This window comes from Paraburkholderia sp. GAS206C (genome assembly GCF_050435645.1).
Lineage (GTDB): Bacteria > Pseudomonadota > Gammaproteobacteria > Burkholderiales > Burkholderiaceae > Paraburkholderia > Paraburkholderia phenazinium_B.
In genome coordinates this window covers 676,446-691,650 of record NZ_JBNDKR010000003.1, presented here as the reverse complement: position 1 = coordinate 691,650, position 15,205 = coordinate 676,446, and the positions used below count along the sequence as shown (strand labels likewise).

13 protein-coding genes and 1 tRNA gene are annotated in these 15,205 nt (G+C 62.3%); 5 read left to right on the top strand and 9 right to left on the bottom strand.

What is annotated here, in order from left to right:
* From P3T20_RS11475 to P3T20_RS11465, 3 genes are read right to left on the bottom strand one after another with little or no spacing between them, the layout of a single operon-like run.
* The gene (locus tag P3T20_RS11475; protein ID WP_074263644.1) at positions 1-1,212 is read right to left on the bottom strand and encodes an SAM-dependent methyltransferase; all 1,212 of its coding nucleotides are present in this window, start codon (positions 1,210-1,212) and stop codon (positions 1-3) included.
* Positions 1,209-2,072, bottom strand: coding sequence for a DUF1365 domain-containing protein (locus P3T20_RS11470; protein ID WP_074263643.1), 864 nt, complete (start codon positions 2,070-2,072; stop codon positions 1,209-1,211). The genes P3T20_RS11475 and P3T20_RS11470 overlap by 4 nt, the downstream gene beginning before the upstream one ends.
* On the bottom strand, positions 2,069-3,367 hold the full coding sequence (locus tag P3T20_RS11465) for an NAD(P)/FAD-dependent oxidoreductase (RefSeq protein ID WP_074263642.1): 1,299 nt from the start codon (positions 3,365-3,367) through the stop codon (positions 2,069-2,071). The genes P3T20_RS11470 and P3T20_RS11465 overlap by 4 nt, the downstream gene beginning before the upstream one ends.
* Positions 3,368-3,660: 293 nt before the next feature.
* Here P3T20_RS11465 and P3T20_RS11460 point away from each other — a divergent pair, with 293 nt between their 5' ends.
* Positions 3,661-4,545, top strand: coding sequence for a hypothetical protein (locus P3T20_RS11460; RefSeq protein ID WP_143787469.1), 885 nt, complete (start codon positions 3,661-3,663; stop codon positions 4,543-4,545).
* Between the two features lie 9 nt (positions 4,546-4,554).
* Here P3T20_RS11460 and P3T20_RS11455 read toward each other — a convergent pair whose 3' ends face one another.
* The 4 genes from P3T20_RS11455 to P3T20_RS11440 form a co-directional block, all read right to left on the bottom strand.
* Positions 4,555-4,773 carry a hypothetical protein gene (locus P3T20_RS11455; protein ID WP_074263641.1) on the bottom strand — a complete coding sequence of 73 codons (219 nt, stop codon included), beginning with the start codon at positions 4,771-4,773 and terminating at the stop codon, positions 4,555-4,557.
* Between the two features lie 180 nt (positions 4,774-4,953).
* Positions 4,954-5,043, bottom strand: a tRNA-Ser gene (locus P3T20_RS11450).
* 155 nt (positions 5,044-5,198) lie between these two features.
* Entirely contained in the window at positions 5,199-6,494 is a 1,296-nt protein-coding gene (gene serS, locus P3T20_RS11445) for a serine--tRNA ligase (protein WP_074263640.1), read from the bottom strand.
* Between the two features lie 75 nt (positions 6,495-6,569).
* Positions 6,570-7,883: a replication-associated recombination protein A gene (locus P3T20_RS11440; protein ID WP_429286926.1), complete on the bottom strand. Its 1,314-nt coding sequence runs from the start codon at positions 7,881-7,883 to the stop codon at positions 6,570-6,572.
* 208 nt (positions 7,884-8,091) lie between these two features.
* Between P3T20_RS11440 and cytX the strand changes: the two genes are divergently transcribed.
* The 3 genes from cytX (at position 8,092) to P3T20_RS11425 (ending at position 10,546) form a co-directional block, all read left to right on the top strand.
* Positions 8,092-9,408: a putative hydroxymethylpyrimidine transporter CytX gene (gene cytX / locus P3T20_RS11435; protein WP_074263638.1), complete on the top strand. Its 1,317-nt coding sequence runs from the start codon at positions 8,092-8,094 to the stop codon at positions 9,406-9,408.
* 316 nt (positions 9,409-9,724) lie between these two features.
* Entirely contained in the window at positions 9,725-10,018 is a 294-nt protein-coding gene (locus P3T20_RS11430) for a hypothetical protein (protein ID WP_074265949.1), read from the top strand.
* A gap of 3 nt (positions 10,019-10,021) precedes the next feature.
* Positions 10,022-10,546: a helix-turn-helix transcriptional regulator gene (locus P3T20_RS11425; protein ID WP_074263637.1), complete on the top strand. Its 525-nt coding sequence runs from the start codon at positions 10,022-10,024 to the stop codon at positions 10,544-10,546.
* Between the two features lie 124 nt (positions 10,547-10,670).
* Here P3T20_RS11425 and lolA read toward each other — a convergent pair whose 3' ends face one another.
* A complete protein-coding gene (gene lolA / locus P3T20_RS11420; protein WP_074263636.1) occupies positions 10,671-11,387 on the bottom strand; it encodes an outer membrane lipoprotein chaperone LolA in 717 nt (238 codons plus the stop codon).
* 141 nt (positions 11,388-11,528) lie between these two features.
* A complete protein-coding gene (locus P3T20_RS11415; protein WP_074263635.1) occupies positions 11,529-13,844 on the bottom strand; it encodes a DNA translocase FtsK in 2,316 nt (771 codons plus the stop codon).
* 327 nt (positions 13,845-14,171) lie between these two features.
* On the opposite strand from P3T20_RS11415, the gene trxB reads away from it, so the two are divergent.
* Positions 14,172-15,173 carry a thioredoxin-disulfide reductase gene (gene trxB, locus P3T20_RS11410; RefSeq protein WP_074263634.1) on the top strand — a complete coding sequence of 334 codons (1,002 nt, stop codon included), beginning with the start codon at positions 14,172-14,174 and terminating at the stop codon, positions 15,171-15,173.
* Positions 15,174-15,205 lie beyond the last annotated feature (32 nt).

Below are 15,205 nucleotides of genomic sequence, written 5' to 3'. Positions count from 1 at the left end.
TCAACGATCCGACGCAACCACGAACTGCATCACGTCCGTACGGCCTTCATCGAAGCCTGCCTCGCAATACGCGAGATATAGACGCCATGTCCGCACGAAGGTCTCGTCGAAGCCCTGCGCGCGGATCGCCTCGAGCTGATACTCGAAGGCACTGCGCCAGCGCCGCAACGTCTCGGCATAGTCGCGGCCGAAAGCCAACGACACATTAGCCGCGAGCCCCGAGTGCTTCGCTACCGCGATAAAACGCTCCGGACTCGGCAGCATGCCACCCGGGAAAATGTATTCGCGGATGAAGTCGCTGGTGGCACGATACGCGGCGAAGTGCGAATCGTCGATTGTGATGGTCTGCACCAACGCTCGCGCGCCGGGCAGAAGGCGTTCGCGCAGGATGCGGAAGTACGTCGGCCAGAAGCGCTCGCCTACTGCTTCGAACATCTCGATCGAGACGATGCCGTCGTACTGGGCGGTCAGCATGCGATAGTCGCGTAACTCCAGAGTGACATGATCGCTCAGACCCTCTTCTTGCACGCGCTGTTCGGCGAATGCGAGTTGCGCCTCGGAGATCGTCACGCCATGCACATGAATACCCTGACGCGCCGCATGCATCGCAAAGCCGCCCCAGCCGCAGCCGATTTCGAGGATGCGCATGCCGGCCCGCAAGCCAAGCGTATCGATGATGCGTTGATATTTGGCGTGCTGCGCATCTTCGAGCGACGTGTCGAAGCGTCCGTCGAATACGGCGCTCGAGTACGTGAAACTCGGATCCAGCCAGCGCTCGTAGAAGGCGTTGCCAATGTCGTAGTGTGCGTGGATGTTACGACGGCTGCCTGAGCGCGTATTGCGGCGCAGGCGATGCCGCAGACCGTACCAGACCTGCGCGAGCCAGCCGCCATAGACGGTGCGCTGCAAGGCGCGTTCATTGCGGATCGCGAGGCGCAGGAGTGCGGACAAATCCGGTGTATCGACCCAGAATGCGCGCCATGCATCGGCAAAACCGATGTCGCCTTTGCGCAGGATCGCACCGCACGCCCGCCAGTCGCGCAGTTCGAGCCGCGCACCGGGCGACGCATGCGGATCGCCGAACACACGCGGTTGACCATCGGGCGTGATGAGTACCAGGTGCCCGACACGAATCCGCTCGAGCAACGACAAAAACAACCGGCCCGACGCAGGGGCGGATTCGCTTCCGCTCAGGGTCCTTGAAAGCGTCATGGCTGAGTCTCCTCAATCGACGAAGAATGGTGTGGGGCTCCGGTTTCGAGACCGGCTGCAAGAACGTGAGTGGCAACGCTGGCGGTGCGGCCCGGCGCAGGATGTTTGCCGTAAAACGGCACCTTCTTGAGTAAGAGCCGCAGCGCCTGCCAGTGAATGCGCGCGACCACGCCGAGCGTGAGTAACGGCTGGTGCGCGAGCGCGCGCAGCGCTGCGCTGCGCGTCAACGGCTGCAAACGGCCGGCGAGCAAAGTACGGATCAGCAGGCCGTCGGCATCGTGATAATCAATGACCACGGATGACGCGTGATGCGACTCGCGGACCTGGAAGCGATAGCTGCCCTCGACCCGGCAAAACGGCGAGACGTGCAGCACTTTGCAGCAAGTCAGCTTAGTGGATGCATCGATCGGGCCACCGCCGTCCGCAGTCAGCAGATAGCTGTGGCGCGCACCGAACGTGTTGCGCACTTCTGCGAGCAGCGCGCGCAGTGCCCCGTCACAGTCGTGGCAAAACCAGAAACTGACCGGATTGAACGCATAGCCGAACACGCGCGGAAAAGCCTGCAGCCAGATCTCGCCGTCGGCCGGCACACCGGCCTCGGCTAGTTGCGCGCGCATCCATGTGTCGAGATCAGTGCCGTCGCAAGGACCGTGGTCGCGCGCGAACAGGCTGAGCGGACCCCAGCGGTTGATGCCGAACCACCAGCTATCGAGCGTGGCGAGGCGCGCGAGATTGCAGCGCACGTAGAACACCGGGTACGTGAAACGATGATGACGCGGTCGCAACCGCTCGTGCATCACGCGGCCGACCAGAAGCCGAGCGGCGCTTTCGCGATGCTCGTATGGCGCGCTGCTGTTCATAGCTTGGCCCAAGCCGGCGAAGCGCCGAAATCGGCCGCGACGCGCAGTGCGGATTTCAGGCCGTCCTCGTGGAAGCCGTAACCGGTCCATGCACCCGCGAACCAGGTGCGACGACGACCTTGCAGCGACGGCAAGCGATGCTGCGCGTCGATCGCGGCCAGATCGAATAGCGGATGGTCGTAGACGAAGCGGCGCAACTCGGTGCCCGGCGCCGGTTCGACCACCGGATTCAACGTGACGACTAGCGGTGTGTCGAACGGCAGCGGCTGCAGCTGGTTCACCAGATAGCTGACGCAGACCGGGCGTGAACCGTCCAGATGCCGGCCGCCCAGATAGTTCCACGCCGACCAGACGCGGCGGCAGCGCGGCAACAGGTTCGTGTCGGTATGCAGCACGGCGATGTTCGGTTGATAGCGCACGGCGCGCAGTACGCTGCGTTCGGCTTCGTCGGCGTCGTCGAGCATGCGGAGCGTGTCGGGTGCATGCGTGGCCAGCACCACTGCGTCGAAGCGTTGCGGACCGGTATCGGTCAACACGTCGACCCCTTGAGCATCGCGTCGCACGCCACGCACGGGGGTGCCGATACGCACGTCGTCGAGTTTGCCGACGATCCGCCGCACGTATTCGCGGCCACCGCCCATCACCGTCTTCCATTGCGGACGGCGATTGACCTGCAGCAGCGCGTGATTCAGGCAAAAGCGCAGGAACGTGGTGGCGGGAAAGCTCAGCACGTCCGCGGTAGCGCTCGACCAGATTGCGGCGGCCATCGGCAACAGGTAGTGCTGCTGAAACGCGCCGCCGTAGCCGCCGGCCGCGAGGAGATCGCCCATCGAGGCGCCGGTCTGCGCCGCGACATCGAGATTGCGCTCAGCGCTGCCGTTAAAGCGCATGATGTCGCGCAGCATGCCGATGAAGGTCGGCGAGAACATGTTGCGGCGCTGCGCAAACACAGTGTTGAGATTCGTGCCCGCCCACTCGAGACGGCCTTCATCGAGCGAGACCGAGAACGTCATCTCGCTCGGATGCGCTTGCACGCCCAGTTCGGCGAACAGCGCAATCAGATTCGGGTAAGTGCGATCGTTGAAGACCAGAAAGCCGGTGTCGACGGGATGGACATGGCCTTCGAGCTTCACGTCCACCGTGTTCGTGTGGCCGCCGGGGTACGAACCGGCTTCGAAGAGCGTCACCTGATTGTGCTTCGACAGCAGGTAGGCGCTCGCCAAGCCCGAAATGCCGGCGCCGACGACCGCGATCCGTTGACCGTGTGGCTGTGGGTTCGAAACGGGGTGACTCATTAGCAGGTCTCCAGCTTGGAAAGGGCGCCCGTAAAAGTGGGATTTGGTTGGATTTGCGCACCCATGATCGAAATACGCAGCAGGTGTGGAATCGGATGCAGAGGCGTCGTGAAAATGGGGGTGGGGTTCGGGGAGCGTCGCGCCTGGGCTAGACGTGGGGAAAAGCTGGGAAGCTGCGTGAGTTAGACGCGGACCGGCATAATTGGCCGCTGACAGGTAAACCGGCGTGGGCGGAAAACGTGCGCAGACGTGGAAATGAAAGCGGTCAATCGGGACGCGTAAACGGTTGGCGGATGGCGCTGCCGTTACTCGGCGCGCTTGTGTTTTCCGCTGGCGCGGCACAGGTGCTTGCCGAACCAATTGGGCCAGGCAATGCGCAACAGATTGCTTTGGTAGACGGCGTCGATTTGCCGGTATTTACTTACCGGCCAAGCGGCTGCCAGCCGCGGTTTTTGCTGCTGGTGTTTCATGGCGTCGGACGCGACGGCGGTCCGTACCGCGATCACGCCCGGCCACTCGCGGACCGCGTCTGTGCGATCGTGGTGGCGCCGCAGTTCGATCGGAAGCGGTTTCCACGTGACGAGTATCAGTATGGTGGGATGACGTCCGCGTCTATTGCTTCTGGTGCTTCGGCTACGTCCGCAGCCGGGCGTCGCACCGTCGACCTGATACCGGGACTTGTGCGCTGGGCACGGGACGCAGCGGGACAAACTGAATTGCCTTATATCCTGCTTGGGCATTCCGCTGGCGCGCAGTTCGTGGACCGGGTCGCCGCCTACGCGCCCGTGCCGGCAGCGCGTGTGGTCGTTGCCAACCCGTCTACCTGGGTGCTGCCCGATACGAAAACTGCAATACCGTTTGGCTTTGACGGACTCGGCACGGATGAAGTGGAAGAGAAAGCTCTACGCGCATATCTGGCTGAGCCGCTGACCGTATTGCTCGGGCAAGACGACGTCCATCAACGCTGGCTCGCACAAGGCAAGCACGCGAGAGCTCAAGGGGACAACCGCTACGACCGTGGGACACATGCGTTTCACGCTGCAGAGGAAGTCGCCAGACGCAATGGCTGGGCGTTCGGATGGAGGCTGATCGAAGTGCCTGGGGTTGGGCACGACGCGGCGGCCATGTTCGGGTCGCCGCAAGCGGTAGAGGCGCTGGGTTTGGATGGTGGCGGCTAGGCGTGCTAGCTAGTCCCAGATATTCCGGAATGCGACAGCCACGATTACCGGTACGCACAGCACGAGCGGAATGGCGAAGTAAGGCACTTCCATATCGACGAAATAGCTGTAGACGAGCCAGCCGACCCCTGCGCCCAGCGTTGCGATGGCGACCAGCCAGGTCAGGATAGTCAGCGTCCGGTTTGACGGACGTTTACGCGAACGCTGATCGGTGGGGGGTGTTTTCATCGCAGGACCAGAGGGTTTTGTTGCGGGTCAATCACGCTCCAATTTTACTCCGGTGGGCAGACGATGAGCAGGTCGTGGGCGCGCCACGGATCGGCTTGCAAACCGTTGCAAACGAATCGCAAATCAGCCGCACAAACAAAAAGCCCTGCGGAATTTCTTCTGCAGGGCTCTTTTGAATTTTGGCGGAGAGGGTGGGATTCGAACCCACGGTACGGGAAACCGTACGCCTGATTTCGAGTCAGGTACATTCGACCACTCTGCCACCTCTCCGGCATCGGCGACGGCTTGCTAAACTACGCTCCACCACCTAAACCAAGCGGGTCGTTGCTTGGCGAAGCGAAGATTATAGAACACTTGAAACAGGTTTCCAAGCCCCTTTTCATAGAATCTGTGAAGCTATGGCCTGGAAAACCTTCGGCCCAGTTTCAGGCAGCCGAAACTTCCAGCCGCTCCATGCCGCCGACGTACGGACGCAGCGCCGTCGGCACCGTTACCGAACCATCGGCGTTCTGGAAGTTCTCCAGCACGGCGACCAACGTCCGGCCCACGGCGAGCCCCGAACCGTTCAGCGTATGCACCAGTTCAGGCTTGCCCTGCGCGTTGCGATAACGCGCCTGCATGCGGCGCGCCTGGAACGTCTCGGTATTCGAGCAGCTCGAGATTTCGCGATACGTGTTCTGCGCCGGCAACCAGACTTCGAGGTCATAGGTCTTCGTTGCAGAAAAACCCATGTCGCCGGTGCACAGCGTAATCACGCGATACGGCAACTCAAGCTTCTGCAGAATCGTCTCTGCATGGCCGACCATTTGCTCGAGCGCGTCATACGACGTTTCCGGCGCGACGATCTGCACCATCTCAACCTTGTCGAACTGATGCTGGCGAATCATTCCGCGCGTATCGCGGCCGTACGAACCCGCTTCCGAGCGGAAGCATGGTGAATGCGCCGTCAGTTTGATCGGCAGCGCGTCCGCTTCGACAATGCTCTCGCGCACCGTGTTGGTCAGCGAAATTTCCGAAGTCGAAATCAGATATTGCGTCACCGTATTTTCGGCACCGCCCTTCTCGACGCGGAACATGTCGTCGGCGAATTTCGGCAACTGGCTCGTGCCGTACAGAATCTCTGGATTAACGATGTACGGCGTATAGATTTCGGTATAGCCGTGGTGCAGCGTATGCGTGTCGATCATGAACTGCGCGAGTCCGCGATGCAGACGCGCAATCTGTCCGCGCAGCATCGTAAAGCGCGCGCCGGAGAGCTTCGCACCCGTCTCGGCATCGAGACCGAGCGGCGTGCCGACATCCACGTGGTCCTTCACCTCGAAGTCGAACTGACGCGGCGCGCCCCAGCGGCGCACTTCGACGTTGCCGGCCTCGTCCTTGCCCACCGGCACGCTTTCGTGCGCCAGGTTCGGCATGCCGAGCATCAGGTCGGACACGCGTTTCTGGATGTCTTCGAGTTGCAGCGCCGATGCCTTCATTTCGTCGCCAATGCCGCCCACTTCCGCCATCACCGCCGAGGTGTCCTCGCCCCGCCCTTTCATCCCGCCAATCTGCTTTGACAGGCTGTTGCGGCGAGCCTGCAGCTCTTCGGTACGGGTTTGCACGGCGCGGCGTTCCGCTTCGAGTGCGGTGAAAGCCGCCACGTCGAGGGTATAGCCGCGGTCGGCGAGGCGTTTCGCCACGCCGTCGAGGTCTTTGCGCAGCAACTGGATGTCAAGCATGGGGTGGGAGCGGAAGTTCGTTGTATGAGTCTGGGATTTTAGCGCACCGGCGCGGGCTGCCGACTGATCGGCGGTTCAGTTCTTTTTCGGCTTGTTCTCGCTGCGCCATTGCGCATCGAGTTCGGACAGACGCGCCAGCTTCTCACCGATCTTGCCTTCAAGACCGCGCGGCGTCGGTTCGTACCAATGCGGCTCACGCATGCCGTCGGGCAGATAGGTCTCTCCGGCCGCGTATGCGTCGGGTTCGTCGTGAGCGTAACGGTATTCGTGGCCGTAGCCGAGTTCCTTCATCAACTTGGTCGGGGCGTTGCGCAGATGCACCGGCACGCCGCGCGACTGGTCCTTGCTGACAAAACGCCGTGCCTCGTTATATGCCATGTAACCGGCGTTCGATTTGGGCGCCACCGCCAGATAGATGAGCGCCTGGGCCAGCGCGAGTTCGCCTTCGGGTGTGCCTAGGCGTTCATAGGTTTCGGCGGCGTCGAGCGCGATACGGGCGGCGCGCGGATCGGCGAGGCCGATGTCTTCCCACGCCATGCGCACGATACGCCGCGCGAGGTAGCGTGCGTCGGCGCCACCATCGAGCATCCGGCAGAACCAGTACAGCGCACCGTCAGGATTGCTGCCGCGCACTGACTTATGCAGCGCGCTGATCTGATCGTAGAAGGCGTCGCCGCCCTTGTCGAAGCGGCGCAGGTTCTCAGCGAGCGCGCTGCCGAGCAACGCACCGTCGATCTCCGTGGTCTTCTGCTGCGCCGCGGCCCGCGCGACGATTTCGAGGTTGTTGAGCAGCTTGCGGCCATCGCCGTCGGCCGAGCCGACCAGCGCATCGCGGGCCTCGTCCGTGAACGTTAGCCCGCCGAGTCCTTTCTGCGCACGATCGAGCAGCTCACGCTGCTCGTCGTCATCGAGACTCTTCAACACATAGACCGCCGCCCGCGACAGCAACGCGCTGTTCACCTCGAATGACGGATTCTCGGTGGTCGCCCCCACGAATACGAACAGCCCCGACTCGACGTGCGGAAGGAACGCATCCTGCTGGCTCTTGTTGAAGCGATGCACTTCGTCGACGAACACCAGCGTCTGATGTCCATGTGCACGATGCACTTGCGCGGTCTCGACAGCTTCGCGGATATCCTTGACGCCCGAGAGCACGGCCGATAACGCGATGAATTCAGCGTGGAAAGCATCGGCCATCAGGCGCGCGAGCGTGGTCTTGCCGACGCCGGGCGGCCCCCAGAGGATCATCGAATGGGCCTCGCCCGATTCGAAAGCGACCCGCAACGGCTTGTTCGGACCGAGCAGATGTTTCTGGCCGATCACCTCATCGATATTGCGGGGGCGCAGACGCTCAGCGAGCGGGACGTTGGCACGGGTTTCTTCAAACATGGCGTTTTGTGGATAATCTCGGCTTTCCGGGCTTGGTTCGGCAATATGACGCAAACCCAGCACGACGCGCGCCCGGCCAGCGAAACAGCCGGCGCGCGATCTGCGGCACGGTCCTGCATTATGACAGTCAGTGCGCCGCGACGAGCCTGAAGCGTGTGCAAGCACAAAATTCACGACCAAACATAGACAACGACAGGGATATCACCTGATGGCACAAGATCCACTCGCCGGCGACGCCGGTTCCACCTACGCACCGCTCACGCCGGTGCCCGACGCGCGTCGCGCGTTCCGCACCGGCGATGCGTTCGCGTTGTGGTTCTCGCTCGGCATCGGCCTGCTGGTCGCGCAGGCGGGCGCGCTGCTGGTGCCGGGGCTGTCGCTACCGTGTGCGCTGGCGGCCATCGGCATCGGCAGCGTGATCGGTGTCGTGCTGCTGGCGCTCGCCGGCGTGATCGGCACGGATACGGGCCTCGCGGCCATGTCCTCGCTGCGGCCGACGCTCGGCGTACGCGGCGCCTCCGTGCCCGCGGTGCTCAATGCCGTGCAACTGGTCGGCTGGGGCTCATTCGAAGTGATCGTGATGCGCGATTCCGCCGACGCCCTCGCCAAGCAGGCGTTCGGTCTCTCGATACCGCTCATCTGGACGATCGTCTTCGGCCTGCTTGCGACAATGCTCGCGATTAGCGGCCCGCTGTCGTTCGTACGGCGCTTTTTGCGGACCTGGGGAATCTGGCTGCTGCTGGCAGGCGCCGTTTGGCTCTCGTGGAATCTGCTTGCCAGGCACGATCTGGCCGCGCTGATGCGCCGTCCGGGCACCGGCGATATGTCGTTCGGCGGCGCGATCGATCTGGTCGTCGCGATGCCGCTGTCGTGGCTGCCGCTGATCGCCGATTACACGCGCTTTGGCCGCCGCGCCGGCGAGTCGTTCCGCGGCACGCTGCTCGGCTACGGCATCGCCAACATCTGGTTCTATGCGCTCGGGGCAATCTATGGGCTCGCCGCGGGCGGCGGCGACGCGCTGCTGACCGGTGCGCTCGCGCAAGCGGGCGGCGGCTTCGCGTTGCTGCTGATCCTGATCGATGAAGTCGACAACGCCTTCGCCGATATCCACTCGGCCGCCGTCTCGACCGGCACGTTCTGGACGCGCGCAACGGTGCCGCTGCTGTCCGCGGCGTTCGGTGCGCTCTGCACGGCGATCGCACTGCTCGTGCCGATGGCGAAGTATCAAAACTTCCTGCTGCTGATCGGCTCGGTGTTTGCACCGCTGTTCGGCGTGGTGCTGGTGGACCACTTCATCGTGCGCAAACGCCGAATCGAGGCCGCCGCGCTCGCCGATCTGCAGGGACGTTACGGTTTCTCGGGTGGCTGGCATCTGAGCGCCTTCATCTCGTGGGCAATCGGGATCGCCGCGTATCAGGCCATCAATCAATGGCTGCCAAATCTCGGCGCGACCTTGCCTGCATTGGCAATCGGCGCCCTCTGCTATTTCGTCATGGTGTCGACACGTAAAACGGAATACGCGTAAGCAGAAGCCATTCGACGATTCGACGGCCCGTGCAAGGCGGGCCGTTTTCGCGTCTTCCCGCCCTCCGTCTGTGCCTCCACTCGCAACCTCTCCCTCGACTTTTACGTTCGTCCTATGGCTTCCGGCGGAGGGGCATTTCTATTGCGAAATCCACGCCTGAATGATGTAGTTACTATCTGGCATGCATATTTTCGAGATAGATTTCCTCACCACTTAACACTTCCGAAAACGAATCGCCGACATATCTCGAGCATGCCTACATCCATTTGGTTGTCACTTGACAACCAGATTCAACGAACTTATGATGAGGCTATTGATGATTCGAGGGACACACGCAAAGAAGGAAGTTGAAGACGCACTGGCCTATGCCGAAGCATCCGGCTGGCGCATCAGCAGCGGTGGCAAAGGGCACGCCTGGGGAAAAATGTACTGTCCGTACAACGACTCGGAATGCCGGTGCGGAGAGTTCTGCATCACCAGTGTCTGGAGTACGCCTAAGAATCCAGGGAATCACGCTCGACTTCTCAAAAGGGTAGTCGACAATTGCACGACACACCGGCAAAAGCGCGTGCCTCAAAGCACGAACAAGAACGCCGAAAAGCAGGAGTAACAGATGGAATACGACTTCACCTTGAAATACCAGCTCACAGCAGCCGACAGTGACCACGACGAGATCGTGGAACGTCTGGCGGAAGCAGGATGCGATGATGCAACGATCGGTATCGGGCAGCCGGGGCGCATCGCCCTTGTCTTCGCTCGCGAGGGTACCAGTGCGCTTGGCGCGCTGATGAGCGCGCTCGCGGACGTGAAGCGCGCCGTGCCGTCGGCCCGCCTTGTCGAAGCCGCGCCGGACTTCGTCGGCCTGACGGACGTGGCCGACGTAGCGGGTGTCTCGCGCCAGAACATGCGCAAACTCATGCTGAGCCATACCGCCGATTTCCCCATCCCGGTCCACGAGGGCAATCCATCGGTCTGGCATTTGTGGGACGTTCTCGCGTGGTTGAACACGCGAGGAGGTTATGACATCAAGCCGGACGTGCTCGAAGTGGCGAAGTCAGCCAAGCAGGTCAACCTCGCGAAAGAAGCGCGAGAACTCGAGCCTCTGGTCAATCGACAGCTCGAGAACCTGGTTGCGTAAGGCCTGGGCCATCCTAAGTGTTTGACAGGCCGATATTCCGCGCCAAATGGCAGATACCCAATAAAAAGGCCGCGCAAACCTGCGCGGCCCCGGGCAATACCCGACCAACAGCTGCGATGCGCGCTTAGCCGTTGATCACATCCGCGCCCTTCGGCACGGTGAACTTGAACGCATCCGCGGGCAGCGGCGGATTTTTCTGGATGTTCGAGAAGGTCAGCAAGGTTACGTTGCCGAACACGTCGTGTAACTCCATGGCTTGCAGATTGCCGTCGCGAAAACCGATACCCACGCTTTGAAACTGCGTGTCTTTGGCCTTCGGAATCAGCTCGAGCCAATCGATCCCAGCCTTCACACCCGCGTCGCGCAGCGTGAAATTCTTGTCCAGGTCGTTGCTGCCGAACAGGATCGCGGCAGGGCTAGCGCCCAAGGCACCCCCAAGCGGGCGCACCGTAACCTGATTCAGATCCTTGTCGTATACGTAGAGCTTGTCGCCGTCTGCCTGCAGAATCTGTTGATAGGGTTTCTCGTACGACCAGATGAACTTGCCTGGTCGCGCGAACACAAACGTGCCGCTGGACGTACTGTTTTTCGGCATGACCTGCACAGCGTCGCTCGCGCTTTGTGCCTTGCTCGGCGCGCGCACTTCCTGCTGCACGAAATCGCCGCGCGCCGAATGCACCTGTGAAACAAACGCCTTCAACTGCTCGGTTCCGCTCGCGAATGCGTGTTGCGCGACCAGCAGCGACGCACCGATCGCGACGCGGCCAATCCCGCGCACGAGCGTTCGAACCAGATGTCCGAGACGGTCAGGGTGGGCGCGGTGCCCAGCGTATTGCTGCATATCATTCTCCGTGAATTGAATCGGACCGGCGACGGGGTGGCGACGCGCAAGGTCAGCGTCGCCGGCCGTCTATGTTGGGGCGTGGGCCACTTGAATGTTCATCTAAGATGTTCCCTAAGCGGACCACGCGGGTGAGGCCGCCTACTCGGCTTCGCGCGCCGGGGTGAGAATCTCGCGATTGCCGTTCGACGACATCGCGGACACGAGCCCGGATTGCTCCATCTGCTCGAGCAGGCGCGCTGCGCGGTTGTAGCCGATACGCAAATGCCGCTGCACCAGCGAAATCGACGCACGGCGATTCTTGATAACGACTTCCACCGCCTGATCGTACAGAGGGTCCGACTCGCCGCCGCCCGCGCCAGTTCCCTCGGCGCCTGCAGATCCTTCGTCGCCGTCGCTGGTCACTCCACCTTCGAGAATGCCCTCGATATAGTTCGGCTCGCCCTGTTCCCGGAGTTTCTCGACGACGCGGTGCACTTCCTCATCGGACACAAACGCGCCATGCACGCGCACCGGCAGGCCGCTGCCAGGCGGCAGGTAGAGCATGTCGCCCATGCCGAGCAGCGATTCGGCGCCCTGCTGATCGAGAATCGTCCGGGAGTCGATCTTCGACGACACCTGGAAGGCCATCCGCGTCGGCACGTTGGCCTTGATCAGGCCGGTGATGACGTCGACCGAAGGCCGCTGCGTCGCCAGAATCAGGTGGATGCCGGCCGCCCGCGCCTTCTGCGCGATCCGCGCGATCAGTTCCTCGACCTTCTTGCCGACCACCATCATCAGGTCAGCCAGTTCGTCGATTACGACCACGATATTCGGCAAGCGCGTGAGCGGTTCGGGTTCGTCCGGCGTCAGACTGAACGGATTCGGCAGTTTTTCTTCGCGCTTGGCCGCTTCGTCGATCTTGTTGTTGTAGCCGGCGAGATTACGCACGCCAAGCTTGCTCATCAGCTTGTAGCGGCGCTCCATTTCCGCAACGGCCCAGTTCAGCGCATGACCGGCCTGACGCATGTCCGTAACCACCGGACACAGCAGATGCGGTATGCCTTCGTAGACGCTCATTTCCAGCATCTTCGGGTCGATCAGGATCATCCGGACCTGCTCGGCGCTCGCCTTGTAGAGCAGCGAGAGGATCATCGCGTTGATCCCCACGGACTTGCCCGAACCGGTTGTGCCGGCCACCAGCAAGTGCGGCATCTTGGCAAGGTCGGCGCACACCGGCTTGCCGCCGATGTCCTTGCCGAGGCCCATGGTGAGCGGCGAAGCAGCGTCTGCGTACACAGCCGAGCCGAGAATCTCGGAGAGGCTCACAGTCTGACGGCGCTGGTTCGGCAACTCCAGCGCCATGAAATTCTTGCCGGGAATCGTTTCGACCACACGGATCGACACCAGCGACAGCGACCGCGCCAGGTCCTTCGCCAGATTAACGATCTGGCTGCCCTTCACACCAGTGGCCGGCTCGATTTCGTAGCGCGTAACAACCGGGCCTGGATAAGCCGCCACCACACTCACTTCGACGCCGAAATCCTTCAGCTTCTTCTCGATCAGACGGGAGGTGAACTCGAGCGTGTCGGGCGAAATGGTTTCCTGTGCGGCCGGCGCGGGGTCGAGCAGCGAGATGGGCGGCAGTGTCGAGTCGCCTGGCAGATCGGTAAACAGCGGCACCTGACGTTCTTTCTCGACGCGCTCGGACTTGGCCGGCGTGACCACCGGCGGCACGATCATGACCGGCTCGTGCTCTTCGATGCGCACGCGACCCTGCTCCACCTTGCCCTCACGCTTCACGGCGGCGGCCTCGCCCAGCTTGCGGTCGCGGCCAGCCTCGCGGCGCAGACGGGCAAACGTGACGGCAGAGATGATCGATTCGCCGACCCGTTCAGCCACGGAAAGCCACGAAAAACGAAAGTACAGCGATAAACCGATGGCCAGCGCCACGATCAGCGCCAGCGTGCCGCCCGTGAAGCCGAGCGCGTGCGAAACGCCCCGAGCCACCGCCTCACCGATCACGCCGCCCGGCGCGCGCGGCAACTGCACCTTGAGGGACCACATGCGCAGCGCTTCGATGCCGTCGCTAGCGAGCAGGACCAGAACGAAAGCGAATACCTCGGCGAGCCAGCTCGCATCACGTGGCTTGTCCTCGTTGAGTTCTTCGTGACGGGTGATGCGCCGGTAGTTGGCCGAGATGCTGCGGCCGAGCAGCACCACCCACCAGTAGGCGGACAGGCCGAACAGCAGGAGAAGAATATCGGAGGTCCAGGCGCCGACCCGGCCGGCCCAGTTGGCTATACGGTCGACCTGGGCAGCATGCGTCCAGCTCGGGTCGTGCCGGCTGTAGCTGACGAGCGCCATCAGCAGGAAAACGCCAAGCGCGACCTGCAGGATCCAGCGGATTTCGGTGAAGAGGCGCGACATGCGGTGGGGCAATGCCTGCGCGCTCGCGGAATAAGGAGCTTTTGCCATTGATCCTGTTGCGGGTGCGGCCCAAATGCGCGCCCCCAGGCGGTGCTGGGCGCCCGGTCGTGGCCGCCGGGTCGTTCGATCCGGGCTATTGTAAACGTAGTGTCGCGCACAAGGCTGTAAATGACGGTAACTGCTGCCGGGCAGCGTGGTTTTCGGGCCAAAACTGCCGCAACAGGCTATCGGAACGATCAGGAAGCTTCATGAAGCAGCCCTGCGGCCCGCCCTTTATAATGCTGGTCTGATACCCATCTACAGTTTCAGCTCACGTTCAGCTGTAGTCGCGCGGCCTCGCATGGGCGAGCCGGGCGCTTTTAACGGATTCTGATCATGCCCGCATCCACCACGAAACACGCCAAAGTCCTGATTCTCGGTTCCGGCCCCGCAGGCTACACGGCCGCCGTCTATGCGGCGCGCGCAAACCTGAATCCGGTCCTCGTCACGGGTCTGGCCCAAGGCGGCCAACTGATGACCACGACGGACGTCGAAAACTGGCCCGCGGACGCAAACGGCGTGCAGGGCCCGGAACTGATGACGCGTTTCCTGGAGCACGCCGAGCGCTTCAACACCGAGATCATCTTCGACCACATCCACACGGCGAAGCTCGACGAGAAGCCGATCCGCCTGATTGGCGACTCGGCTGAATACACCTGTGACTCGCTGATCATCGCGACCGGCGCGTCGGCGCAGTACCTTGGCCTGCCGTCGGAAGAGGCGTTCATGGGCAAGGGCGTGTCGGCCTGCGCGACCTGCGACGGCTTCTTCTACAAGCAGCAGCATGTGGCGGTGATCGGCGGCGGCAATACCGCGGTCGAGGAAGCCCTCTACCTCTCCGGCATCGCTAAAAAGGTGACGGTGATCCATCGCCGCGACAAGTTTCGCGCCGAGCCGATCCTGATCGACCGTCTGCTGGCCAAGCAGAAGGAAGGCCTCGTCGACATCAAGTGGAACCATGTGCTGGACGAAGTGACTGGCGATCAGTCGGGCGTGACCGGTCTACGCATCAAGGACACTAAGACCGGTGAAGCGACGGATCTCGCGCTGCAAGGCCTGTTTGTGGCCATCGGTCACAAGCCGAATACCGATATCTTCGAAGGTCAACTGGAGATGAAGAACGGCTACATCATCACCAATGGCGGGCTCTCGGGGAATGCGACGGGCACCAGCGTGCCGGGCGTGTTTGCCGCCGGCGACGTGCAGGATCACGTGTACCGCCAGGCGATTACCAGCGCCGGTACGGGTTGTATGGCTGCACTGGACGCCCAGCGTTACCTCGAGACCATTGATGAAATGGCCGGCGAGCACGCAATGAGCGCCGAAGCAGAGCGTTAAGCGGTGCGATGGCGATCAAGCCGGGCAAGCAC

Coding starts and splice junctions, on each gene's coding strand:
- P3T20_RS11475 (WP_074263644.1), bottom strand. CDS start 1,212: ATGACGCTTTCAAGGACCCTGAGCGGAAGCGAATCCGCCCCTGCGTCG.
- P3T20_RS11470 (WP_074263643.1), bottom strand. CDS start 2,072: ATGAACAGCAGCGCGCCATACGAGCATCGCGAAAGCGCCGCTCGGCTT.
- P3T20_RS11465 (WP_074263642.1), bottom strand. CDS start 3,367: ATGAGTCACCCCGTTTCGAACCCACAGCCACACGGTCAACGGATCGCG.
- P3T20_RS11460 (WP_143787469.1), top strand. CDS start 3,661: ATGGCGCTGCCGTTACTCGGCGCGCTTGTGTTTTCCGCTGGCGCGGCA.
- P3T20_RS11455 (WP_074263641.1), bottom strand. CDS start 4,773: ATGAAAACACCCCCCACCGATCAGCGTTCGCGTAAACGTCCGTCAAAC.
- serS (WP_074263640.1), bottom strand. CDS start 6,494: ATGCTTGACATCCAGTTGCTGCGCAAAGACCTCGACGGCGTGGCGAAA.
- P3T20_RS11440 (WP_429286926.1), bottom strand. CDS start 7,883: ATGTTTGAAGAAACCCGTGCCAACGTCCCGCTCGCTGAGCGTCTGCGC.
- cytX (WP_074263638.1), top strand. CDS start 8,092: ATGGCACAAGATCCACTCGCCGGCGACGCCGGTTCCACCTACGCACCG.
- P3T20_RS11430 (WP_074265949.1), top strand. CDS start 9,725: ATGATTCGAGGGACACACGCAAAGAAGGAAGTTGAAGACGCACTGGCC.
- P3T20_RS11425 (WP_074263637.1), top strand. CDS start 10,022: ATGGAATACGACTTCACCTTGAAATACCAGCTCACAGCAGCCGACAGT.
- lolA (WP_074263636.1), bottom strand. CDS start 11,387: ATGCAGCAATACGCTGGGCACCGCGCCCACCCTGACCGTCTCGGACAT.
- P3T20_RS11415 (WP_074263635.1), bottom strand. CDS start 13,844: ATGGCAAAAGCTCCTTATTCCGCGAGCGCGCAGGCATTGCCCCACCGC.
- trxB (WP_074263634.1), top strand. CDS start 14,172: ATGCCCGCATCCACCACGAAACACGCCAAAGTCCTGATTCTCGGTTCC.